Origin of the sequence: Aromatoleum toluclasticum ATCC 700605 (assembly GCF_000378245.1) — a bacterium.
Taxonomy (GTDB): domain Bacteria; phylum Pseudomonadota; class Gammaproteobacteria; order Burkholderiales; family Rhodocyclaceae; genus Aromatoleum; species Aromatoleum toluclasticum.
On the sequence record NZ_KB899500.1, the window covers coordinates 150,579 to 173,636 of the forward strand.

Below are 23,058 nucleotides of genomic sequence, written 5' to 3' on the forward strand. Positions count from 1 at the left end.
CCCCATCCTCTTCCTTTGTGGAAATTCACCCCGCCGGATTTACATCCGGCGGGGATTTTTTTGCTGCCGGCGTCGCCTCAGCGAAGCATCGCGTTAAGCGCCTCCAGCGCCTTGCTGCCGGGGCACAGGTAAGCATCGCCAAGCTGGTTCAGCGGTTTCTCGACCGTGTTCAGGTGCGCATGCATGTCCTGCCCGCTGCTGTCCACGTACAGCAGGCCGGTCACGATCTCGCCCAACGCCTGACGCTCCTGCAGGTGGTTCATCGCGCCGATGCGGTCCGACGGATCGTAATCCACGCCCACCTTGCGCAGGTGCAGGATGGAGCCGTCATGCTGCACCACGCGACGCAGGCTGCCCGGCGGGTAGGAGGCCTCGATCTGCGCCTTGGGCAGGATCACGTCCAACCGGTTCACCGCCGCGTTGTGCTCGCGCACGTAGTCGTAGCTCTTGGTCGAGCCCGCGTGGTTGTTGAAGGTCACGCACGGACTGATGACGTCGATGAAGGCCGGCCCGCCGTGGCGCAGCGCGCCCTTGATGAGCGGCACGAGCTGCTCCTTGTCGCCCGAGAAGCTGCGCGCGACATAAGTGGCGCCGAGCTGCAGCGCGAGCGCGGCGAGATCGATCGGGTTGTCGCTGTTGATGACGCCCTTCTTGCTCTTCGAGCCCTTGTCCGCGGTCGCGGAGAACTGGCCCTTGGTGAGGCCATACACGCCGTTGTTCTCGACGATGTAGGTCATGTTCACACCGCGGCGCATCGCGTGGGCGAACTGGCCGATGCCGATCGAGGCCGAGTCGCCGTCGCCGGAGACGCCCAGGTACAGCAGGTTGCGGTTGGCGAGCGCCGCCCCGGTCAGCACCGAGGGCATGCGCCCGTGCACCGAGTTGAAGCCGTGCGAGTTGCCGAGGAAGTAATCCGGCGTCTTCGACGAGCAGCCGATGCCCGACAGCTTGGCGACCTTGTGTGGCTCGATGTCGAGGTCGAAGCAGGCCTGCACGATGGAGGCGCTGATCGAGTCGTGGCCGCAGCCGGCGCACAGCGTCGAGATCGCGCCCTCGTAGTCGCGGCGGGTGTAGCCGAGCGCGTTGCGCGGCGCGTCGGCCGCGAGGAGCTTGGGTTTGGCGAGATAGGTCATGAGGCCACCTTGCGCTGGGGTTGTCCGATGGGGCTCACCTTGCGGTCATTCAGGGCGTCGGCGATCTTGCCGGCGATGAAGCGCGCCGTGATCGGCGAACCGTCGTAGTGCAGCACGCGCACGAGCTTCTTCGGATCGATTTCGCCTTCGTTGATCAGCAAGGTGCGCAGCTGCGCGCTCTCGTTCTGCTCGACGACGAACACCGCGTCGCGATCGGCGATGAACTGCATCACCTCGTCGCTGAAGGGGAAACCGCGGACGCGCAGCGTATCGACGTGGATGCCGTCGGCCGCCAGCTTCGCCCCGGCCTCGGCCATCGCAGGCGCCGTGGAGCCGTAGTAGATGACGCCCACATGCGTCGGCTGCGCCGCCTTCGTCAGGATGGGGGCGGGCACGAGGTCCTTGGCCGTATTGAACTTCCGGCGCAGGCGCTCCATGTTGTACACGTAGTCGGTGCCGACCTCGCTGTACTTCGCATACGGGTTGCGCGTGGTGCCGCGCGTGAAGTACGCGCCCTTGGTCGGATGGGTACCCGGAATCGTGCGGTACGGGATGCCGTCACCATCGACGTCGAGGTAGCGGCCAAAGTCCTTGCCGGCCTCGAGTTCATCGTAGCTCATGAGCTTGCCGCGGTCGTAACGGCGGCTGTCGTCCCACTCGAAGGGCGCGCACAGTTGCTCGTTCATGCCGATGTCGAGATCGGAGAGCACGAACACCGGCGTCTGCAGCCGCTCGGCGAGGTCGAAGGCCTGCGCGGTGAGGCTGAAGCATTCGTGCGCATCCTGCGGGAACAGCAGCACGTGGCGCGTGTCGCCGTGCGAAGCGTAGGCGCAGCTGAGCAGGTCGGATTGCTGCGTGCGTGTCGGCATGCCGGTCGAGGGGCTGCCGCGCTGCACGTCGACGATCACCGCGGGAATCTCGGCGAAGTAGGCGAGGCCGAAGAACTCCTGCATCAGCGAGATGCCCGGACCCGAGGTCGCGGTGAAGGCGCGCGCGCCGTTCCAGCCAGCGCCGATGACCATGCCGATGGAGGCGAGTTCGTCCTCGGCCTGCACGATCGCGTAGCGCGCACGGCCGTTGTCGGGATCGGTCCGGAACTTGCGGCAGTAGCTCGAGAAGGACTCGATGACCGAGGTCGAGGGCGTGATCGGATACCAGCCCGCGACGGTGGCGCCGCCGAACACGGCACCGAGGCCGCAGGCGCTGTTGCCGTCGATCATGATGCGCTCGCCCACCGCGTCGGCGCGCTTCACCCGGAGCCCGATGGGGCACGGCAGGTTCTGCCTCGCGTAGTCGTAGCCCAGGCGCAGCGCGTTGACGTTGGCCTTGATGAGCTGGTCCTTGCCGCGGTAGCGGTCGACGATAAGCTGCTCGGCCGCGGCGAACTCCATGTCGAGCAGCGCGATCAGCGCACCGACGTACATGCTGTTCTTGAACAGCTGGCGCTGGCGCGCATCGTCGTACTCGGCGTTGCACATCGCGGTGAGCGGTACGCCCAGCACGGTGATGTCTTCACGGAACTTCGACGGCGGCAACGGCTTGGTCGAGTCGTAGAAGAGATAGCCGCCCCGGTCGATCGCAGCAACGTCGCGGTCCCAGGTCTGCGGATTCATCGCAACCATCATGTCGCAACCGCCGCGCGCGCCGAGCCAGCCGGCTTCGGAGACGCGCACCTCGTACCACGTGGGCAGGCCCTGGATGTTGGACGGGAAGATGTTGCGCGGGGCAACCGGCACACCCATGCGGATGATCGCGCGTGCGAAGAGTTCGTTGGCCGAGGCGGAGCCCGAGCCGTTGACGTTCGCGAACTTGATCACGAAGTCGTTGGTGTGTTGAATCGCTGGGGTAGTCATCTCAAACCTCCGCGCCGGCTTGCGCGATGTTCACCTGGAATTTCTGCATGTCCCAGGCGCCCGTGGGACAACGCTCCGCACACATGCCGCAGTGCAGGCAGACATTCTCGTCCTTCACCATCACGCGCGCGGTCTTGAGGCCCTCGGCGAGGTACAGCGCCTGCTCCGGGTTGTGCGACGGCGCCTTGAGGCGGCCGCGCAGCTCGTCTTCCTCGCCGTTCTGCGTGAAGGTGATGCATTCGGTCGGACAGATATCGACGCAGGCGTCGCATTCGATGCACAGCTTCGGCTTGAACACGGTGGCGACGTCGCAGTTGAGGCAGCGGGCCGTCTCCGCGCAGGCAAGCTTGAAGTCGTAGCCGAGTTCGAACTCCGACTTGATGTCCTTCAGCGCCTCCTCGATCGACCTCACCGGCACCTTGCGGCGCGCGTCTTCCGACACCTGGTTGTCGTAGCTCCACTCGTGGATGCCCATCTTCTGGCTCACGAGGTTCATCGTCGCCGGCGGTCGCTGCGTCAGCGGCAGCTTGCGGCAGAAGAGATCGATCGAGATCGCCGCCTCGTGACCCTGCGCGACCGCGGTGATGATGTTCTTCGGCCCGAGCGCGGCGTCGCCGCCGAAGAACACGCGCGACAGCGTCGATTGCAGCGTCTGCGCATTCAGCACCGGCAGGCCCCAGCGGTCGAACTCGATGCCGATGTCGCGTTCGATCCACGGGAAGGCGTTTTCCTGGCCGATGGCGATCAGGACGTCGTCGCATTCCATATGCACGTCCGGCTCGCCGGTCGGCACCAGCGAACGGCGGCCCTTGTCGTCGTATTCGGCACGCACCTTCTCGAACAGCACGCCGGTCAGGCGCCCGTGGTCGTGCGTGAACGCCTTCTGCACGAGGAAGTTGTGGATGGGGATGCCTTCGTGCAGCGCGTCCTCCTTCTCCCACGGCGAGGCCTTCATCTCGTCGAAGCCGCTGCGCACCACCACCCGCACGTCCTCGCCGCCGAGGCGGCGCGCCGAGCGACAGCAGTCCATCGCGGTGTTGCCCCCGCCGAGCACGATCACGCGCTTGCCGATGGAGGTGACGTGGCCGAAGGCGACGTTCGCGAGCCAGTCGATGCCGACGTGGATGTGCCCCGCGGCCTGGTTGCGTCCCGGCAGGTCGGCGTCACGTCCGCGCGGGGCGCCGGTGCCGACGAACACGGCATCCCAGTCGCCCGCCAGCACTTCGCGCAGGCTGCCGATCCAGTGGTTGCGGCGCAGCTCGACCCCCAAGTCCTCGATGTAGCCGCACTCCTCGTCGATGACGCTGTCGGGCAGACGGAATTTCGGGATCTGGCTGCGCATCATGCCGCCGGGCGACGAGCCGCTGTCGAACACCGTGACCTGATAGCCCTGCACCGCAAGGTCGCGCGCCACCGTCAGCGAGGCCGGCCCGCCGCCGATGCAGGCGATGCGCTTGCCGTTCTTTTCGGCTGGCTGCGGCAGGCGGTCGCGGATGTCGTCCTTGAAATCCGCCGCGACACGCTTGAGGCGGCAGATCGCGACCGGCTCCTTGTCGACGCGTCCGCGCCGGCAGGCCGGTTCGCACGGACGGTCGCACACCCGCCCGAGGATCCCCGGGAAGACGTTCGAACGCCAGTTGATCATGTAGGCAGTGGAGAAGTCACCCGCTGCGATCTGCCGGATGTATTCGGGCACTGGGGTATGGGCCGGACAGGCCCACTGACAGTCGACGACCTTGTGGAGGTAGTCGGGATTGTTGATGTCGGTCGGTTTCAAGTGCGTCCTTCCTGTCTCGGGAAAAGCGTGCGTATGAACGCGCCAATCGCTACATGCATCATTGTGCACAACCTGCACTCAAATGCACGCTGCAGTGCAACATGTTTCATGCGGTCGTGTGGGCGACGCGATCGGACATTTTCCCGGAATTCCCCGTGTCACGCCTGCGCCTCTTGTCGCATCAACGGACAATTTGCAGCGCAATCACGCGTGCAACTCCAATCGGGCACCGCGGGCTTCAGGACCGGTTCACCTTCACTTTCGCAGAATGTGCCTCATGCCACCCCGGCATGCAACAGAACAGGAGACCGCCATGAACATCCGCCACTTCACCCTCGCCGCCGCCGCCCTTCTGATCGGAACCAGCGCATTCGCCGGCCCGAAGTGCACGGCCGCTCCGCAGGACCCCCAACCCGCCGCGAAATCGATGCGCACGCTGGTCGACGCCGGCTTCAAGTTCCAGAAGGCCAAGGTCACCAAGGAAGACTGCTACGAGCTGAAAGGGACGAACACGATCGGCGATCGCGTCGAGATTTACTTGAATCCGGCCGACGGCACCAACGTCAAGACCGAGACGAAGAAGAGCTGAAGCCAGCGAGGGGCGGTGGCGCGGGCGAGCGCTTCACGCCGCGCCACCCTCGACGTGGCAGCCCTCGGCGCGCCAGCGCAACATGCCGCCGGCGAGGTTTGCCACCTCGCCGAACCCCGCTCGCTGCAGCATCACGACCGCCTGGGCCGAGCGTGCACCCGAGCGGCACACGGTAACGACGGGCCTAGCGGTGTCGATCTCGCCGCTGCGCACGGCGAGCTGATCGAGCGGGATGAGCCGTGCGCCGCCGATGTGGCCGAGCGCCCCGTCGAACTCATCCGGCTGGCGCACATCGATCACCTGCACCGTGGTCCCAGCCTCCTCCAGCGCATGCGGCTGAATTTCCCAGATGCCGCCGAAGGTGAAGGTAAGCGGCGCCCACGCCGGATCGCCCGCCTCGGCGAGTCCTTCCTCCGGGCGTCCGCAGTTCAGGTTGGCCGGCACAGCGACGTCGATCTTCTTCGGGTGCGGCAGCCCGAGGTGCTTCATGTAGCCCGCAAAATCATCCATGCTGCTGTCGCCGCCGATTCGGGGGTTCCATTTGCGCTCCTCGTCCACGCTGGTAACGGTAAGCCCGCGGTAATCGTGCGCCGGATACAGCAGGCAGCGGCCGGGCAGCGAGAAGATCTGCTCGTGCACCGAGCGATACATCGCCCCTGCGTCGCCCTGCTGAAAATCGGTGCGACCGCAGCCGCGAATCAGCAGGCAGTCACCGGTGAAGGCCATCGACTGGTCGTCCAGCACGTAGGTGAGGCAGCCGCTCGTGTGCCCGGGCGTCGCACGCACCACGAGATGGCGCCCGCCGAACGCGACGCGATCGCCGTGCTCGAGCAGCCGGTCAGCGCCTTGCGCACCGCTGTGGCAGGACAAGGCGATGCGGCTGCCGGTGCGTTGCCGCAGCAGCCACGCGCCGGTCACGTGGTCCGCATGCACGTGCGTTTCCAGCGTCCAGCGCAAGTTCAGGTGCAGTTCGTGGAGCAGCGCGGCATCGCGCCGCACCTGCTCGAAGACCGGATCGATGAGGAGCGCGTCGCCACTCAGGCCGTCACCCAGCAGGTAGGTGTAGGTCGAGGACGGCGCATCGAAGAGTTGCCGGAATATCAGCATGCTGTTTCCTCCCTGTCGCTCTTGTCCGGCGTCGCATGGAAACCGCCGCGGGCATCGTCTTCGATTACCGCGGCGTAGGGAGGTTCAGCATGCCACCCGGCACGGCCGGGCGATAGCGTCGCTCAGTGGCCTGCCTGGACGGGCTTCCAGCCAGGATGGTCGAAGTACTGGCCGTAGTTGTTGAGGGCATTCACGATATGCACGACGCCCTTGCTGCGGTCATCGACCGCCTGCTTGCCGGCGACGACTCCGGCGCCGTCCGCCATCTCCGCGATCACGTTGTGCAGAACCGCGTCCGCGGCGGGCGTGAGTTTGCAGTTGCCGACGATGTAGGCGAGCTGCTCGTCGACCGCCTTGCCCATCGCCTCGTACTGCGCCGTCGTAAGCCGCCCGGTGTGAATCGCGTCGAGCTTGGGCTCGACGTTCGCGCGGATCTTCGCCATGCCCTCGCGCAGCGGCGCATCGGTCTGCCACTTGCTGCCCGCATTGAGCTTGAGCGCCGGGGTCTGGGCGCCGTGGTTGTGGGCGTCCGCGGCGGACGCCTGCGGTACTCCGGCCAGCGTCGCGGCGGCGATCGCGCAGGCGGTGAACAATCCTCTTGCCGATACAGTCTTCATAACCCGATTCCTCGTCGAACTTGCGTGCTTGAATTGCGCGGCGCCCTGCCGCGCGGATACCGCGGGCGCCGGTACGATCCCGGCGAGATCCGCGAAATGGTGCGATGAAGACATCACCGCACCGAAACTTCCAGCGTTTCGTCCAGTGCGCGCCAACCCGAGTGGGAGAACATCGTCCCGTACAGGTTCAGCGCCTGGACGACCTTCAGCAGCCCCATGCGGCGCGCATCGGCATGGGCCGCCCCCTGCATCAGCGCGATGCCGTCGGCCATTTCGACGAGCAACATGTGCAGGTGGCGCGACGCGACGCCGTCCTGCGTGCAGCACGCGATCATCGTGGCGACACGCGCTTCCAGCGTGCGGCCCAGTTCGGCGAGCCGCGCCGCATCCGTCGCCGCCTGCGTGCGCAGCGAAGCGTTCGCAACGATCGCTGCGCGCATGTCGTCGATGCCGCTGCGCACCCGCTCGTCGGGGCGCCTGTTGCGGGCGGCCTCGGCCGTGACGGGAGCGAGATTCACGGGGACGACGCCGGCAGCGGCGTACGCAGCCGTCGCGGCAAAGGCAAGTGCCCCGGCGACGGCTAATGAGGGCAGATTCGTGCGCATGGGACGATCTCCTGAACGGGTGAGCAGGCCCTTACGCTAATCCTCTATTGATGAACAAAATCTGAATGAAATCCGGCCGGGGCGGCGACGGGCGCGCGGCGGCACGACGGATTTCTGCACTTCGGCTCGAAGCGGGAGGGGAATGCGCGGCGACCGGGGCCGCGGCAAGGGGGGAAAACGCGGCACCGGCAGGCCGCTCCGCGTGGTGCGGGACGGCACGGCGGCGCGCGCGTTGCGCCCGCCGTGCCGCGAACCGGTTCAGATGTAGGTGGCCGGCTTCGTCGGCGCGTGGCGCATGTGCAGGGACAGGCCCAGGGCTGCCATGTGGTGCGAGTTGCGGCCCAGGATCGCCTGCGACAGGGGCAGGAACTCCTTCTCCTCGAACTCGGCGTGCGCCCGATAGCGCGTGACCAGGCGCTCGACCTCGGCGGCGTCGAGGTGGCTGTCCTGCCCCTTCGCCACGCGCTTGAGCTCGGACTCGAGACACTTCCAGATCGTTTCGAGCTCGCGGTGCTCGTCGGTGAGGCGTTTCGCGAGAGCCTGCACCTTGTCGTGCTCGGCACCCTTCTCCGCGCTCTGCAGCACCGCCGGGAAGAGTTCGCGCTCCTCGTCGAGATGGTGCTCGAAAATCGCCTCGCGGAAGAATTCCAGCGCGGTCGCGGCGATTTCCCGCGCGCGGGCTGCGGGATCGAGCAGTGCAGGCAGCTCGCCCAGCATGTCCAGCTTCTTCAGGATGCCGGAATGGCAGTCGGAGAAGTCGTGGAGCGGTTCCTTCCTGGCAGCTTCAGACGGGGTCGTCATGTGGGTATCCCCTGTGTTCGTTGTTTCGTCAGGCGGCTCGCGGGCGGTTTCCGCTCACTTGCCGGTCATCATGGCCGGCAGCCACGTGGAGATTTCCGGGACCGCGGCGATGGCGACCAGCACCAGCATCACTGCGGCGAGGAACGGAATCGTCATGGCGAAGAGCGCGCCCATGCGGATGTCGGCCTGCACCATGGCGATGTAGAGGCCGGGGCCGACCGGCGGCGTGACGAGGCCGATCACGGTCGCGACCGTGCATACGACGCCGAAGTGGATCGGGTCAATGCCGAGGTTGGTCACGACCGGCATCAGCAACGGCACGACGACGATCAGCACGCTGATGCTCTCGAGGAACATGCCGAGGACCAGCATCAGCCCGATCACCAGCAGCAGGAACACGAAGGGCGAGTCGGTCAGACCCTTCATGTACTCGACGACCACGTCCGGCACGCCCTGGAAGGCCAGCACCCAGCTCAGCACCGAGGCCGCGGCGATAAGACCGGTGATGGTGGCCGTGTTGGTGCCGACGTCGAAGAGGATCTTGCCGAGGTCGCGCACGCCGATCTCGCGATAGACGAAACCGAGCACCAGGGCCATCACCGCGGCGATCGCACCCGATTCGGTCGGCGTCATCACGCCGGCCATGATGCCGCCGATGACGACGAGCGGGATCATGGCCGGAACCAGCCCTTCGATCAGGACCTTTACCGAGGCCGATCGCTCACCCCGCACGCCCGCGGGCAGGCCGGGACCAAAGATGCCGAAGAGCATGATCACGACGGCCAGGGCCGAAACGATCAGGATACCGGGCAGGATGCCGGCGATGAACAGCGGCGCAATGGGCTGCACCGCGACGACACCGTAGATGATCATCAGCATCGACGGCGGGATGATCGGCCCGAGCAGGCCCGCGGACACCGTCACGGCACCCGAGAACGCGCGGTTGTAGCCGGTGCGCTCCATCGCCGGGATCATCACCTTGCTCATCACGCCGATCTGCGCGACCGCCGAGCCCAGGATGGACGCCGCCATCGCGTTGGTGAACAGGTTGGCGTAGGCCAGCCCGCCCTTCATGCTCCCGACGAGCACTTCGGCGACGGCGATCAGGCGCTGCGTGAGGCCCGCCTTGTTCATGATCTCGCCGACCAGCAGGAAGAGCGGGATCGCGAGCAGGCTGTTGATCTCGAGCGCGCCGTACAACTGGATCGGGATCGAGTCGAACAGCACCGCCAAGTCGTTGGTCGCCATGAACACGACCGCGGCGACGAGGATGGTGCCGACGATGGGCAGGCCCGCGAACAGCAGGCCGAAGAAGACGATCAGGGTGATCATTTGATGGCTCCCGTGAGGGCAGCGCGGGCGTCGCGCAGGATGGCGGCGAACTGGTGCCAGGCCATCACCGCCATCGCAGCAGGCAGTACCGAGTAGTTGTACCAGCGGGGCAGCTGAGTGGTTGCGCCGAGTTCGACGCGTACCTCGGGACGGCTGACCCAGTCGAGACCCAACCAGCACACGAAGGCAAACAGGCCCAGCATGACCAGCCCCAGCACCGCGAGCAGCGCGTGACGCGCGCGCGGGCGTAGCGCCTGCGGCAGGAAGTCGATGGTGACGAGCTGGCCGTGATGCACCAGCAGCGACAGGCCGAAAAGGGTCGCGAAGACGAGGAGCTGAACCGAGATTTCCTCGGCCCAGAAGATCGGGGCACTGAAGAAATAGCGCATGAACACCTGTGCGACCATGATGCAGGCGATCGCGGCCGTGAGCGCGATCACCAGGCCGCGCTCGATCGCGGCGAGGCCTTTGTCGGCCTTCTGGATGTGAGCAAACATCGGATGGGTTCCCGTGTGGGGCGCGGCGAAGCGGAACGGCCCTCCCGGGCGATTCCGCGCGTCGCTATGTGATGTCGATGAGAGTCCCGGAGGAGCGGATCAGAGATCCTTCGCCTGCTTGTAGAAGTCGGCGATCAGCGGGTTCTTCGCGACGTACTGATCGCGCACCTTGCTGCCCACGGCCTGGAAGGACGCGATGTCGGCCTTCACGACGTTCGCGCCGTCGGCCTTCGCCTTCGCGAGATTGCTCACGTCGGCATCGATCGCGGTCTTGTAGCCCCACTGCTCGGCATCGGCGACGACCTTGGCGATCATGTCGCGCTCGGCCTGGCTGCGGGTGTCCCACCACTTCTTCGACACCACGATCACTGCCGGGAAGGCCATGTGGCCGGTAAGCGTCAGGTTGGGCGCCTGCTGGTGGAACTTGAGGCCGACCAGTGCGTCGAGGTCGATGTCGACCGCATCGAGCAGCTTGGTCGTCAGCGACGGCGCCACTTCCGACAGCGGCATCGCCGTGGGCGCGGCGCCGTTGGCGTTCCACCAGTCGTTGTACACCGGGCTCGGGAAGGAGCGGATCTTCTTGTTCGCCAGATCCTTCGCCGACGCAACCGGCTGCACGGACAGCACGTGGCGCATGCCCGCGAAGGTGTAGCCGAGGCCGATCAGGCCGTGCTGCTCCAGGCGCTTGAGCATTTCCTTGGCGGCCGGCGCCTTCGCGGCGCGCGTGGCGTGCGCGACGTCCTTGAACACGTAGGGCAGCGACCAGCCGAGGAAGGATTCCTCGCGGTTGGAGAGCCCGCCGACGGTGAAGATGCCGAACTGCTGCGCACCCGACTGCATCAGGTTGATCATCTGCGCCTCGTTGCCGAGCTTCTGCAGCGGGCTGACGGCGATCTTCATCTTGCCGCCGGAGGCCGTCGCGAGATCGGTCGAGATCTTCTCCGACACCTGGTGCCACACGTGAGTCGGCGGGGTGATGTGGCCGAGTTTGAGCGCCTGGGCGTGGGCAGCCACGGCCGCCACGGAGAGCGTGAGGCCGGCGAGCAGGGCGCGCATTGTTTTCTTGAATTGCATTTAAGTCTCCTCGGGGTAACTACTTTTATTCAATTCGCGTCTTACTTGGCGTCGGGCTGGAGCACCGGCGCCGCGCGCCGGAAGGCGTCGAGCTCACCGCAGGCGCGGTCGATCGCGACGATGTTCGGATACGCGCTCAGGTCGACATTGAAGCGGCGCGCGCTCTCGACCTGAGGGACCAGGTACACGTCGGCGAGCGTCGGCGCATTGCCGAAGCAGAAGGCGCCGCGCGACTTGTCGGCCGCGAGCAGCGCCTCCAGCGCGTCGAAGCCGGCCGTGATCCAGGTCGCGCACCACGCCTGCACCGCCGCCTCGTCGCAGCCGAGCGTCTTCTTCAGGTACTCGAGGATGCGGCGGTTGTTGATCGGGTGGATGTCGCAACCGACGATCGCCGCCAGCGCGCGCACGCGGGCGCGGTCGTCGGCGTTCGCGGGCAGCAGCGCGGGGTTCGGGTAGCGTTCTTCCAGCCACTCGATGATGGCCGGCGTCTGCGTCAGCGTCAGGTCGCCCTCGGTTGACCCCGACACCAGCGCCGGCACCAAGCCCTGCGGGTTGAGTGCCTTGAACGCGGCGCCGAGGTGCTGCTCCGTGCGCAGGTCGACCGGCACGTACTCGTACGCGATGCCCTTCAGATTCAGGGCGATGCGCAGGCGGTGCGAGGTGCCGCTGCGGAAGAAGTTGTAGAGCTTCATCGACATCGTCCCGCTCAGTCCTTGGCGAGGCAGTTATCGACGTTCCAGCCGTACAGCCACTCCATCGCGTCGTAGAAGCGTTCCGGCGTGCGGCCCTTCCACAGGTCGTTGCGCACCAGGCGCTCGACGCCCTTGGCGTGGTAGATGCGGCCCATCTCGCGCGAGGACAGCACGATGCGTGCGGTGCGGGCGATGCGCGAACGCTGGTACAGGTCGAAGGCCTTCTCGAAGTCGTTGCCATTGACACGCAGCGCCTCGCCCAGCGTCACGGCGTCTTCGAGCGCCATGCATGCGCCCTGCGCCATGTACTGCGTCGTCGGATGCGCGGCGTCGCCCAGCAGGGTCACGCGGCCGAAGGACCACTGGCCGATCGGTTCGCGGTCGGCGGTCGCCCAGCGCTTCCAGCTCTTGGGCAGGTCGATCAGCTGGCGCGCCTTCGGGCAGATGCCCTGGAAGTAGCTCTGCACTTCCTCGCGGCTGCCTTCAGTGACGCCCCACTCTTCCTTCTCGCGGCTGTGGAAGGTCACGACGACGTTGTACTGCTCGCCGCCGCGCAGCGGGTAATGCACGAGGTGGCAGTTCGGGCCGACCCAGATGCTCGCGGCGTTCCACTGCAAGTTCTCGGGGAAATCCTTCTTGTCGATCACGGCGCGATAGACGACGTGGCCGGTCACGCGCGCCGGGTCATTGACGTATTGCGCACGCACGACCGACTTCACGCCGTCCGCGCCGATCAGCGCGACGCCGCGGAAGGCGTTGCCGTGCTGGTCATACACCGTGACACCGTTCGCATCCTGCTCGACGCGCTGGACGTGGGTCGAAGTGCGGAATTCGACGCGACCGGTTTCCTGCGCGCCTTCGAGCAGCGACAGATGCACATCCACGCGGTGAATCACCGCGTACGGGTTGCCGAAGCGCTTACGGAAGGCCTCGCCGGTGGGGATGCGGCCGACGAGGGTCTCGTCGAGCGCGTCGTGCATCACCATCTCGTCCGTATACACCGCACGGCCGCGCGCCTTTTCGCCGACACCCAAGGCGTCGAAGGCGTGGAAGGCGTTGGGGCCCAGCTGGATGCCGGCGCCGATCTCGCCGATCTCGGCTGCCTGCTCCAGCACCAGCACCTGGAAGCCCTGGCGCACCAGCGCGAGCGCGGCTGCGAGGCCGCCAATGCCGCCGCCGGCGACGATTACGGGAAGCTGTTGCTCGGTCATGTGTGTCTCCTCGATCTCGATCAATGGGGCCGGAGCGGCTGCCCGCTCCGTCCTCGGGTCTTATTCGGTTGCGCCGATCGTCAGCTCGATGTCGCCGACCTGGTCGACGTGGCCGGTGATGCGGTCACCGCTCTTCACCGCGCCCACGCCTTCCGGCGTGCCGGTGAAGATCAGGTCGCCCGGCTCGAGGTGGTAGAACTTCGACAGGTCGGCGATCAGCTCGGGGATGCTCCAGATCAGTTGCGACAGGTCGGCGGTCTGGCGGGTCTCGCCATTCACCTGCAGGTTGATCGCGCCCGTGCGCAGCACGCCGAACTTGCCGATCGGCACGATCTCGGTGCACACCGCCGACAGCTCGAAGTCCTTGCCCAGGTCCCACGGACGACCCTGCTCGCGGGCCACCAGCTGCAGGTCGCGGCGCGTCATGTCGAGGCCGGCAGCGTAACCGTAGATCATGCCTTCCGCATCGGCTTCGACGACGCGGAAACCGGGCGCGCCGATCGCGACCACGAGCTCCATTTCATAGTGGTAGTTCGACGTGCCGGTCGGATACGGCACAGTCGCCCCCGACTCCACCAGCGTCGAGGCAGCCTTCGTGAAGTAGAAGGGCTGCGCATTGGCCTTGTCGACCGGGCGGCCCATTTCGACGGCATGCGCGTGATAGTTGCGGCCGACGCAGAAGATGCGCTTGACCGGGTAGCGGGACTCGATACCGCGCACCGGCAGCGAATACACCGGCGAGGGCGGGAACAGGTATTGGGTTTGGGACATGTCGGTTCTCTGTGAGTCGTTTGAATTCTTGGATCAGGCGCGCACTTCGTAGACGCCCAACTTCTTGTGCAGCGGGCTCTCGTCGGCGACGAAGACGAAGGCCGGCTCGCTCGCCGAACGGTTCTTCAGCGTCACGGGCGTATAGCCGGGGGCGCAGCAGGTGTCGGCAGGCGACAGCGCAAAACGGTTCGCCTCGATCGCCACTTCGGCACCGCCTTCGATCAGGTGGAACACCATCGCCGGCGAGCGCGCGGGCAGATTCAGCGTCTCGCCCGGACGCAGCATCAGCGCGGAGAAGCCGAGGATGTTCTGGCAGTCGGAGCCGTTCTCGGGATTCACGTAGGCGACCTGCACGGCCTCGACATCCGGTTGCGACTCGGCCAGGCTCAGCAGCGCGGCGCGGGCATCGGCCCACGGGTAACGCAGCATCGGGTAGCGGCGGGCGCTACCACGCGAGAACACCGGCGAGGGCACGACGCCGCCGCGGGCGTAGTTGCGTTCGAGACGGGTAGCGGTCACGTCCTGTTCCTTGCCTTCGACGGCATAGGAGGTTTCCGTGTAGTACACCAGCGGCAGATCCAGCACGTCCAGCCACACCACCGGCTCCTTGCCGTCGTGGCCATGCTCGTGCCACAGGCCGGTCGGCGTCAGGATCAGGTCGCCACGGCTCATCGGGCACTTCTCGCCATCGACGGTCGTGTAGGCGCCCTCGCCTTCGACGATCATGCGCACAGCGTTCGGGGTATGCTTGTGCGACGGCGCCCACTCGCCCGGCAGCAGCAACTGCATGCCGAGGTAGATCGCCGCGCTCGCCTGCATCTTCTCGAGGCCGTGACCCGGGTTGGCGAGCACCAGCACGCGGCGCTCCGCCTTCTCGATCGGAGTCAGCTCGCCGGCCTGCATCAGCAGCGGGCGCAGCGCCTCATAGGACCACATCACGGGCTGGGTGCGGCGGGCGGGCGTGCCCGGCGGCAGGACCGAGCGCAGGCTGGGCCACAGCGGGACCAGGTTTTGTGCACCAAGCGACTCGCGGTAGGCGAGCGGCAGATCATCGAGACGACCAAGTTCCTGCATTCCTGACTCCTCCATCGGGGTATCACTGCCGGTTAGGTGGAAAACCTTTGCGCCAGATCAAGGCGGGCAGCGATTCGTTGTGATGGAGCGCAATTTATCGATGGATAAATATTCCGTCTAGGCAATGCATGAAATAATGTGAATTCGAATTTCGAATAATAGTCGAACGATGAGCGCTCCCGACCTTCGCCTGCTGCAAGTCTTCGATGCCATGCACAAGACCCGCAGCGTGAGCCGCGCGGCCGATCTGCTCGAGCTTGGACAGCCCGCGGTCAGCATCGCACTCGGCAAGCTGCGCGAGCATTTTTCGGACCCCCTGTTCGTGCGCACTTCAAGCGGCATGGAACCGACCCCGCTCGCCGAGGAGCTGGTGCAGCCGATCCGCAATGCGCTCGACGCGCTCGACGCCGCCCTCGGCCATCGCAGCAGCTTCGACCCTGCCTCATCGGAGCGCAGCTTCCGCATCTGCATGACCGACATCACCCACCTGGTGCTGCTGCCGCGGCTATGGGGCGAACTGCGCGCGACCGCGCCGGGCATCCGCATCGAGATCGCTCCGCTGGACGATGACACCGGCCGCAAGCTCGAAGCGGGCGAAGCCGACCTCGCCGTCGGCTTCATTCCCGGCCTGGAGGCCGGTTTCTACCAGCAGGCGCTGTTCCGCCAGCATTACGTGTGCCTCGCGAGCGCCGACCACCCGCGCATCCACGGCGGCCTGACGCGGGAACAATTCGAGGCGGAAGACCACGCGGTATTCCGCACCACGGGCACGGGCCATCAGGTGATCGAGCAGGAGATCGCCCGCCAGGGCATCAAGCGCCGCATCGTGCTCGACATCCCGAACTTCCTCGGCGCGGCTTTCGTCGTCGAGCACACCGACCTGCTGATGACCGTGCCCCGCCGGCTGGGCGAACTGCTGCGCGGACGCGGCGACTTCAGCGTCCTGCCCGTTCCCTTCCCGCTACCCGACTACACCATCAAGCAGCACTGGCACGCGCGTTTCCACCACGATCCCGGCAACCGCTGGCTGCGCGGGCTGATCGCGAACCTGATGTCCGAAGCCGGTGCGCGGCCAATCGAAAGCGACAGCCGCTAGATTTTCGCCAGCAAGGTCTCGAAGCCCGGATAGGCGTCCGCCGCGATCGCGAACTTGCGCGCGAAGCTCCCGCGCTCGCTCCCGCTGCGCAGCGCATCGACGAAGCCCTCGCGATCATGCACCCAGCTCCCGCCCACCAGCGTCACGCCGCGGGCGAACAGCGCATCGGGCAGGCAGCCCGCGCTCGGCCCGATCATCGCGAACCAGCGCGCGTCGCGGCAGAAACCCAGCATGTGGTCGAGAGTGTCGTTGAGCAGCAGCGTGCTGGTCGACAACACCTTGCCGCAGCCCGCCAGCTCCGCCGGGTCGAGCGTCACGCGGTAGCCGTCCCGGTCGCCCGCGAGTTCCGCCTTCAGCTCGACGACCGTGAGTTCAGCGCCGGATTTGAGGATGCGGCCGATAAGGGGCGTGAACAGCCCGATCATGCCGATGCGCTCACCCGGCTGCGGGTCCAGCCCGCCGATCGAATCGGCGCTGGTATCCGGGCGGTAGCCGGCGCGATCGAAGAAGCTGCGCGTCAGGGCGTTCGCGGCGGCGAAACCGAGCGTGCGCTGGATGCCGCTGCCATTCACGTAGGCACGGGCGAGTTCGAGCGCGGCGGCCCCCGCGAGCGCAAAGCCGCCCTCCCCTGCACGCATGCGCGCCAGCGTGTCGTCGAGCAGCACGTAGGACAGCCCCAGCGAACCGTCATCGAGCTCCAGCGCGCAGAACTCGCCGCGATCGCCGGGCAAGGGCGCATCCCCGGCCGGCGGCAGGTGCAGCGCACGCACCCGCGGCAAGGAGCCGCGAGCGGCGAAGCGTTCGAGTTGTGCGAGGTAGGTTTCGGCAAAGTTCATGCGGAATTCTCAGGCTGAGGATCGCCCCGGTGCCGGCCCGCGCGCACTGCGGCGGAAGCCGTCGCCCCGGAGGTCGTGGAGTCGCGGTTCGCCTGCGTACGCAGCGCCCCGGGGAAGAATCGTGCGGTGAGGCTGTTCGAATCGAGCGGCGAATCCGTGTCGACGCCGCCGTAGCGGCGCCAGTCGCGCACCCAGAATATGTCGTCGGCGACTTCGAGGAAGCCGATCGTCTCGCGGTCGCCTACCAGCACGCCCTGCACGTGCAGCCCGCGCTCGCGGCGCATCGTCCGCAGGCGCTCGGCAACATCGGCCGTCGCCCCGAACTCGCCGTCCGACACGATCAGGAGGTCGGCCTGCCGCCAGCGCGCGTCCTCGAGCTTCGCCAGCGCCGCCTCGATCGGGCCGCACACGTCGGTACCGCCGCGGAACGCCTGGCCGAGGAAGCGCGTGAGCCGCCCGATGCCGTCCGCGTCCACCAGCAGCGTCATGTCGACCACCTCGCCGGGACCGCCGAAGGTGAATACGTGGCACGCGCGTTTCTGCGCGTGGGCCGTGCGCACCGCCTCGAGCACCGCCGCCTTCGCGACCGCCTCGGCGCCACCGCGCATCGACCCCGAGGTATCGACGCACAGCAGCATCGGCCCCATCTCCAGGCGCTTCGCCGGCTGCGGACGCGGCGTCGGACGTTGCACCGCCTCCTCATGGCGACGGATCTCCTGCATGCGGTCGTCGTCCTCGTAGCACAACAGCGTCCGCTCGGCGCGCCGGGCATGCCACACGAGGCGCAGGCGGGGGTGACCGAGCAGCATCGCCTCGGCCGGCAGCATGCGCGCGACGCGATCGGCACGATGGATGCCGCGCGTCTCGCCGGGCATGTCGGGAACGCGCACGGTGCTGCGTTCCGCGCGCCGGGCGGTCGCCTCCTCGATCACCTGCACGGTGACGCGCCCGGCCTCGTCCGGCTCGTCCGTCTCCGCTGCGCGCCCAAGGCGCCGGATAAGATCCGCGAGTTCGGGCAGGCGCTCGAGCAGCCGCCGGATGCGCACGACCTCCTGCCAGCCCTCGCTGCGCAGCAGCCCGCGGATTCGGTCGAAGCGCGTGCTCTTGGCGTCGTCGGGGATCATGCCGAAGACCTCGGCCAGATCGTCCATGTCGCCGCAGCGGTCCTGCCAGTCGGCGGCAAAGGCGTCCACGGCCATCCCGATCGCCCTCGCCTCGTCCGCACCGCGGTCGCGGTAATCGACGATGAAATCGACATGGAAGAGGATGCTCATCAGCACGGTGTCCGCGAGCTCGCCCTCGTCCCGACAATAGCGCGCGAGGTCGAGACCTAGCATCGCATCGACCAGCCTGCGTGCGATCGCGGGCGGCGGCCAGCGCCACGTCCCGAACGGCGGCAGCCTGCCGGAGACGAGCGCCGCGCGCAGCTCCGCAAGGGCCGCGAGCCGCGCTTCCACGCCGCCCTGCGCATTCGTGAGCCCGCCCAGCCACAAGCCGCGCACGAGTCCATCCAGTGCCGCCAGCCGGCTTTCCTTCGCCTCGAAGAGCAGCGGCGCAGGCCTGGCGATCGCGTTCATGCCTGCTCAGGCGGCGGAAAGCGGTTCGTGCCGCACGGGAGCCGGAACCTCGCCGCCGTCGCCCGCCGGCAGGCGCGGCAGCGCCTCGAACCCGGCGCGTGCCGCAAGAATCCGCTCGCGCAGTTCCACGATCACCCGCGCCGTCCCTGCAAGGCTCTCGTCCGCCCGTCCCGCGAGCCCGGCATCCAGCCACAGGCTGCGAGTACGGTATTCGGTCAGGTCCCGACGCCGCGCGTCGAGCTCCGCAGCGTACGCATCGAGGCGTGCGACCAGCTCGTCGACCTGTCGCGTGCGCGCGCCGACATGCGCCGGCCCGTAGCGGCGCTGCCGCGTGTGCGTCAGGCGCAACGCCTGCGCTCCGCCCTTGGCGTCGCCGATCTCGTCGGCAAGATCGCCTGCGGAGAAGCGCAGCCGGCCGCTCTCGTCGTAGTCGAGGTCGTTGGCGTTGCGCTCGGCCTGCAACTGCGCCTCGAAAGCCTCGACGATGCGCGTGACGCGCGGCGGTGCGAACGCCTCGCGCACGCCGAGCCGCGCGCACAACCAGTCACCCAGCGCGGCCTGGCGCGGCGCATCCGGCGCCGTGCACCAGGGCAGCAACAGCAGATCCCACAGCGACACGGCACTGCGCCCCTCGCTCGCGGCAGCGATACGCAGCAGGCGCGCCGCCTTCACCCAACGGCGGTCCGACACGTACACCTCTGCCGTGCCGAGATGCGCGCGCAACTCAGCGAACATCGCCGTCACGTCCGCAGGCAGCGCCACCTGCCCCGCCGCGGCATCAAGCACGGCGAGATCGGCAGCGCCCAGCGCCTCCGCATCCCCCGGCGCCTGCCAGGTCTGCGACGGATCGGCACCCAGCAGCGCAGTGAAGCCTTCCGCACTCACCGGCGCGACCGTCACGCGCAGCAGGAAACGATCGAAAAAAGCCTCGGCGATCTCGTCCGCGGGCACCTCGTTCGTCGCACCGATCGCGCTGATCAACGGACAGCGCTGCCGCCCCGCGCCGTTGTCGAACTCGCGCTCGTTGAGCAGCGTCAGCAAGGCATTGAGGATGGCACTATTGGCCTTGAAGACCTCGTCGATGAACGCGATCGACGCATCCGGCAGGAAACCCGCGGTATGCCGTTCGTAGCGATCCTGCTCGAGCGCCTGGATCGACAGCGGCCCGAACAGCTCTTCCGGCACCGAGAAGCGTGTCAGCAGCCGCTCGAAGTAGCGCGCGTCACGAAAGGCGAGATGCAGCCGGCGCGCGAGTTCGCTCTTCGCTGTGCCCGGTGGTCCGATCAGCAGCGTGTGTTCGCGGGCGAGCGCCGCGAGCAGCGCGAGGCGCACGACATGGGAACGCTCGACGAGGCCGCGCTCCAGCGTCGTGATGAGGCCGACGAGGCGGTCATGGAGATCCGGTACGGGTGGACGGTCGGAGGGCATTCGGCGATCTTAGCGCGGCCCGCCGGCAAGGGAATTGATCCCTGCGAAAATTACCCTGCCCGATTCAATCGTCCTGCAACAGCTCGCGATGCACGCGCACGGCCGTGACCCGGGGCAGGATGATCCGCCCGCGAGCTTCCACGTTGGCACGCGTGAACGCAGCCCCCAGCAACAGGATCAGCGACGAGTAGTTCACCCACATCAGCAAGAGCACCAGGGAACCGGCCGCCCCATACGTCGACGCAGTCGCCGTCGTCGACAAGTAGAGCGCGATGAGACTGCGCCCCACTGCGAACAGCAGCGCGGTGACCATCGCGCCGAGCCACACGTCCCGCCAGCGCAGCACGACGTCCGGCAGCACGCGGAATATCGTCGCGAACAGCAGCGTCACGACGAACAGCGACACCCCCCAGTCGAGCCCGATCAACAGCGGGGGCGGAATCGGCACCCAATCGCTCGCGAACTCGACCACCGCCCGCACCGCAACGCTCAGGAGCAGCGACACCAGCAGCACGAAACCGATCGCGAGCACGATCGTCATCGATAGCATGCGGTTCTTCACATAGATCACTATGCTGCTGCGCGTCGGCCGCGGCGCAACCGACCAGATCGAGTTCAGCGCCGTCTGCATCTGCCCGAACACCGTCGCCGCACCGAACAGCATCGCGCCGAAGCCCGCCAGCGTCGGCAGGATACCGCTCTGCTTGATGCGGCTCGCCGCAACCGCCGTCTGCACTGCCTGGGCCGCCTGCGCGCCGATCGCAGCCTCCAGCTGCTGCGCCATTTGACCCTGAGCCGCGGATTCCCCGAGCACCAGGCCGACGATCGTCACGGCCACGATCACCACGGGGGCCACCGAAAACACCGTGAAGAAGGCCGGCGCCGCCGCGTGCACGAAGACCTGGGCATCCAGCCACAGGCGCACCGTCTTCTTCAACACCGTCATCCAGTACTGCACCCAGCTCTTCATCGCCGCGGCTCCCGTCCGATGATCCCTTTTAGCCCATCCGGATAGAGCGGGCAAGCATTCCAAACCTCTTCAGGAGACGGATTGCTCCGCGCCCGCGAGCAGGCTGCGGATCACCGGATGATCGACCTTGCGCTGCGCCGAGATCGCATAGAAATGCTCGACCACGTCCGGGCAACGCCCCAGCAGCGCGAGACCACGCGATCGCACGAACTCGTCCGACGACAGTTCGGGGGCCGGAAAGGCCCCGAGCCCGCTCTCGCCGAAAGTCGCCAGCAGCGCGCTGTCCTCGAACTCGCCGACGATGCGCGGGCGGATTCCATGACGCGCCAGCCAGTCGTCGAGGCGACTGCGCACCGCCGAATCCGTCGTCGGCAACAGCAAGGGAAGATCAGCGAGGCAGGCGGGAAAATCCTTCTCGACCTTCGCGGCGATGTCCGCCCGCACGTACCACGCGACGGACGACTTCCCCAAGCGGTGGCTGAATACCCGCAGGTTCGGATTCGCCGGCGCAGGCCGGTCGGCAAGTACGACGTCAAGACGGTGCAGCGCCAGATCGGCGAGCAGGTCGTCGAAATCGCCCTCCTGGCACTGCAGGCGCAGGTTGGGCGTCTGTACGGCAGGCTGCAGGAGATGCCGCACCGCCGGTTTGGGCAATGCATCGGCAATACCCACAGCGAGACGCACGCCCTGCGCGTTCGCCGCCTCCTGTACGGCCGCGGGCAGCGCCTCGCCCAGCTGGAAGATCTGCTCCGCGTAACGCACCGCTGTCGCTCCCGCCTCGGTCAACTCGATGCCGCGCCCCACCGAGCGGAACAGCGCGTACCCCAGGGAGCGTTCGAGTTCGCGCACCTGCGTGCTGACCGTCTGCACCGCCATATCGAGCCGCTCGGCCGCCCGCGCGATGCCCCCCTCCTTCGCAACGACCCAGAAATAATAAAGGTGACGGTAGTTGAGCGGCTGCATGATTACTTCCTTTTTTTCTGAATAAACGTACTTTAAATTCATCTTCATCGGAAGTCCAAGTTTCCGTATCCTTCGCGAGTCGTGTGCACCGCCCGGTGCGCCGGCCCGCTGGAACCCCCGCAAGGGCCGGCGGGACATGGAACTCAAATACCTAGAGGAGGCCCTGCACCTATGAAACTCACCCGACTCCTGCTCACCGTCTGCGCGCTCGTACTGAGCGTCGGCCTGACGGCGAACGATGCGGAAGCCAAGCGTCTCGGCGGCGGCAAGTCGTTCGGCACGCAAAGCAGCACCGCGCAATCGTCGACGACCACCGCCCGCACGGCGAGCAGTCCGACCGCACCGACCGCCGCCGCGCCCGCGCAGACCCCCCGCAAGAACTCGTGGCTCGGCCCCATCGCCGGTCTGGCCGCTGGCCTGGGCCTGGCCGCCCTCGCCTCGCACCTCGGCATGGGCGAAGAGTTCGCCAACATGCTCATGATCGGACTGCTCGTCCTCGCCGCAGTTGCCGTCTTCCGCCTGCTGATGCGCAAACGCGCGCAGCAGCCTGCGATGCAGTACGCAGGCATGGGCGCAGGTGGCGGCAGCATTCCCATGCAGTCGCAAGCGCAACAGGTCTACGGTAGCGCCGCGTCTGCCGCTGCTCCGGCAATCAATTCCCTGCCGGCAGGTTTCGATGCGGAAGGCTTCGCTCGCCAGGCAAAGGTGAATTTCATCCGCCTGCAGGCCGCCAACGACGCCGGAAACCTCGATGACCTGCGCGAATTCGTCACGCCCGAGATCTTCGGCGAATTGCAGATGCAGATTCGCGAGCGCGGCACCGCCCCGCAGCAGACCGAAGTGATGGAACTCGACGCCGAGGTCGTCGAGTGCATCGAGGAAAACCGCCGCTACCGTGTCGCTGTCCGCTTCCGCGGCCTGATCCGCGAAGAGGCCGGCGCCGCTCCGGTCGACTTCGATGAATTCTGGCACCTCACCAAGCCGGTCGACGGCAACCAGGGCTGGCAGGTCGCGGGCATCCAGCAACTGAACTAAAAAAAACCAACCCCCAGAGA

22 protein-coding genes are annotated in these 23,058 nt (G+C 67.0%); 3 read left to right on the forward strand and 19 right to left on the reverse strand.

Annotation, left to right across the window (positions count from 1 at the left end):
• Positions 1-77: 77 nt before the first annotated feature.
• The 3 genes from F464_RS0117215 to F464_RS0117225 are packed head-to-tail and all read right to left on the reverse strand — an operon-like array spanning position 78 to position 4,763.
• Positions 78-1,133 carry a 2-oxoacid:ferredoxin oxidoreductase subunit beta gene (locus F464_RS0117215; protein ID WP_018991084.1) on the reverse strand — a complete coding sequence of 352 codons (1,056 nt, stop codon included), beginning with the start codon at positions 1,131-1,133 and terminating at the stop codon, positions 78-80.
• Positions 1,130-2,986, reverse strand: coding sequence for a 2-oxoacid:acceptor oxidoreductase subunit alpha (locus F464_RS0117220; protein ID WP_018991085.1), 1,857 nt, complete (start codon positions 2,984-2,986; stop codon positions 1,130-1,132). Before F464_RS0117220 ends, F464_RS0117215 begins: the two co-directional genes overlap by 4 nt.
• A 1-nt stretch (position 2,987) precedes the next feature.
• Complete coding sequence (locus F464_RS0117225) at positions 2,988-4,763, reverse strand: FAD-dependent oxidoreductase (RefSeq protein WP_018991086.1); 1,776 nt, start codon at positions 4,761-4,763, stop codon at positions 2,988-2,990.
• A gap of 313 nt (positions 4,764-5,076) precedes the next feature.
• On the opposite strand from F464_RS0117225, the gene F464_RS0117230 reads away from it, so the two are divergent.
• The gene (locus tag F464_RS0117230) at positions 5,077-5,352 is read left to right on the forward strand and encodes a PepSY domain-containing protein (RefSeq protein ID WP_018991087.1); all 276 of its coding nucleotides are present in this window, start codon (positions 5,077-5,079) and stop codon (positions 5,350-5,352) included.
• A gap of 33 nt (positions 5,353-5,385) precedes the next feature.
• Here the strand turns inward: F464_RS0117230 and F464_RS0117235 are convergent, their stop codons facing one another.
• The 11 genes from F464_RS0117235 to F464_RS0117285 all read right to left on the reverse strand — a co-directional run bounded on the left by F464_RS0117235 (position 5,386) and on the right by F464_RS0117285 (position 15,133).
• Positions 5,386-6,459 (reverse strand): MBL fold metallo-hydrolase, encoded by a 1,074-nt coding sequence (locus tag F464_RS0117235; RefSeq protein WP_018991088.1) that lies wholly within the window; start codon positions 6,457-6,459, stop codon positions 5,386-5,388.
• 122 nt (positions 6,460-6,581) lie between these two features.
• Positions 6,582-7,076 carry a hypothetical protein gene (locus F464_RS0117240; RefSeq protein ID WP_026296097.1) on the reverse strand — a complete coding sequence of 165 codons (495 nt, stop codon included), beginning with the start codon at positions 7,074-7,076 and terminating at the stop codon, positions 6,582-6,584.
• A gap of 113 nt (positions 7,077-7,189) precedes the next feature.
• Entirely contained in the window at positions 7,190-7,681 is a 492-nt protein-coding gene (locus tag F464_RS0117245; protein WP_018991090.1) for a hypothetical protein, read from the reverse strand.
• A 258-nt stretch (positions 7,682-7,939) separates the two neighbouring features.
• On the reverse strand, positions 7,940-8,482 hold the full coding sequence (locus F464_RS0117250; protein WP_018991091.1) for a hemerythrin domain-containing protein: 543 nt from the start codon (positions 8,480-8,482) through the stop codon (positions 7,940-7,942).
• Between the two features lie 54 nt (positions 8,483-8,536).
• Positions 8,537-9,814, reverse strand: a complete 1,278-nt coding sequence (locus F464_RS0117255) for a TRAP transporter large permease (RefSeq protein WP_018991092.1) — start codon at positions 9,812-9,814, stop codon at positions 8,537-8,539.
• The gene (locus tag F464_RS0117260) at positions 9,811-10,311 is read right to left on the reverse strand and encodes a TRAP transporter small permease (RefSeq protein WP_018991093.1); all 501 of its coding nucleotides are present in this window, start codon (positions 10,309-10,311) and stop codon (positions 9,811-9,813) included. Before F464_RS0117260 ends, F464_RS0117255 begins: the two co-directional genes overlap by 4 nt.
• 99 nt (positions 10,312-10,410) lie before the next feature.
• Complete coding sequence (locus tag F464_RS0117265; RefSeq protein WP_018991094.1) at positions 10,411-11,385, reverse strand: TRAP transporter substrate-binding protein; 975 nt, start codon at positions 11,383-11,385, stop codon at positions 10,411-10,413.
• A gap of 41 nt (positions 11,386-11,426) precedes the next feature.
• The gene (gene maiA, locus F464_RS0117270; RefSeq protein WP_026296098.1) at positions 11,427-12,077 is read right to left on the reverse strand and encodes a maleylacetoacetate isomerase; all 651 of its coding nucleotides are present in this window, start codon (positions 12,075-12,077) and stop codon (positions 11,427-11,429) included.
• Between the two features lie 14 nt (positions 12,078-12,091).
• The gene (locus tag F464_RS0117275; RefSeq protein WP_018991096.1) at positions 12,092-13,288 is read right to left on the reverse strand and encodes a 3-hydroxybenzoate 6-monooxygenase; all 1,197 of its coding nucleotides are present in this window, start codon (positions 13,286-13,288) and stop codon (positions 12,092-12,094) included.
• 60 nt (positions 13,289-13,348) lie between these two features.
• The gene (locus F464_RS0117280) at positions 13,349-14,059 is read right to left on the reverse strand and encodes a fumarylacetoacetate hydrolase family protein (protein ID WP_018991097.1); all 711 of its coding nucleotides are present in this window, start codon (positions 14,057-14,059) and stop codon (positions 13,349-13,351) included.
• A gap of 33 nt (positions 14,060-14,092) precedes the next feature.
• Positions 14,093-15,133, reverse strand: a complete 1,041-nt coding sequence (locus F464_RS0117285) for a cupin domain-containing protein (protein WP_018991098.1) — start codon at positions 15,131-15,133, stop codon at positions 14,093-14,095.
• A gap of 169 nt (positions 15,134-15,302) precedes the next feature.
• Here F464_RS0117285 and F464_RS0117290 point away from each other — a divergent pair, with 169 nt between their 5' ends.
• Positions 15,303-16,229, forward strand: a complete 927-nt coding sequence (locus F464_RS0117290; RefSeq protein ID WP_018991099.1) for a LysR family transcriptional regulator — start codon at positions 15,303-15,305, stop codon at positions 16,227-16,229.
• On the opposite strand, the gene F464_RS0117295 is transcribed toward F464_RS0117290, so the two are convergent.
• From F464_RS0117295 to nhaR, 5 genes are all read right to left on the reverse strand, one after another.
• The gene (locus tag F464_RS0117295) at positions 16,226-17,065 is read right to left on the reverse strand and encodes a Rossmann-like domain-containing protein (protein ID WP_018991100.1); all 840 of its coding nucleotides are present in this window, start codon (positions 17,063-17,065) and stop codon (positions 16,226-16,228) included. The genes F464_RS0117290 and F464_RS0117295 overlap by 4 nt on opposite strands.
• The gene (locus F464_RS0117300; RefSeq protein WP_018991101.1) at positions 17,062-18,642 is read right to left on the reverse strand and encodes a VWA domain-containing protein; all 1,581 of its coding nucleotides are present in this window, start codon (positions 18,640-18,642) and stop codon (positions 17,062-17,064) included. The genes F464_RS0117295 and F464_RS0117300 overlap by 4 nt, the downstream gene beginning before the upstream one ends.
• A gap of 6 nt (positions 18,643-18,648) precedes the next feature.
• Entirely contained in the window at positions 18,649-20,070 is a 1,422-nt protein-coding gene (locus F464_RS0117305; protein WP_018991102.1) for an AAA family ATPase, read from the reverse strand.
• A 64-nt stretch (positions 20,071-20,134) separates the two neighbouring features.
• The gene (locus tag F464_RS0117310) at positions 20,135-21,040 is read right to left on the reverse strand and encodes a YihY/virulence factor BrkB family protein (RefSeq protein ID WP_018991103.1); all 906 of its coding nucleotides are present in this window, start codon (positions 21,038-21,040) and stop codon (positions 20,135-20,137) included.
• Positions 21,041-21,109: 69 nt separating this feature from the next.
• Positions 21,110-22,003 (reverse strand): transcriptional activator NhaR, encoded by an 894-nt coding sequence (nhaR, locus tag F464_RS0117315; protein ID WP_018991104.1) that lies wholly within the window; start codon positions 22,001-22,003, stop codon positions 21,110-21,112.
• Between the two features lie 171 nt (positions 22,004-22,174).
• Between nhaR and F464_RS0117320 the strand changes: the two genes are divergently transcribed.
• Positions 22,175-23,038, forward strand: coding sequence for a Tim44 domain-containing protein (locus tag F464_RS0117320; protein ID WP_018991105.1), 864 nt, complete (start codon positions 22,175-22,177; stop codon positions 23,036-23,038).
• Positions 23,039-23,058 lie beyond the last annotated feature (20 nt).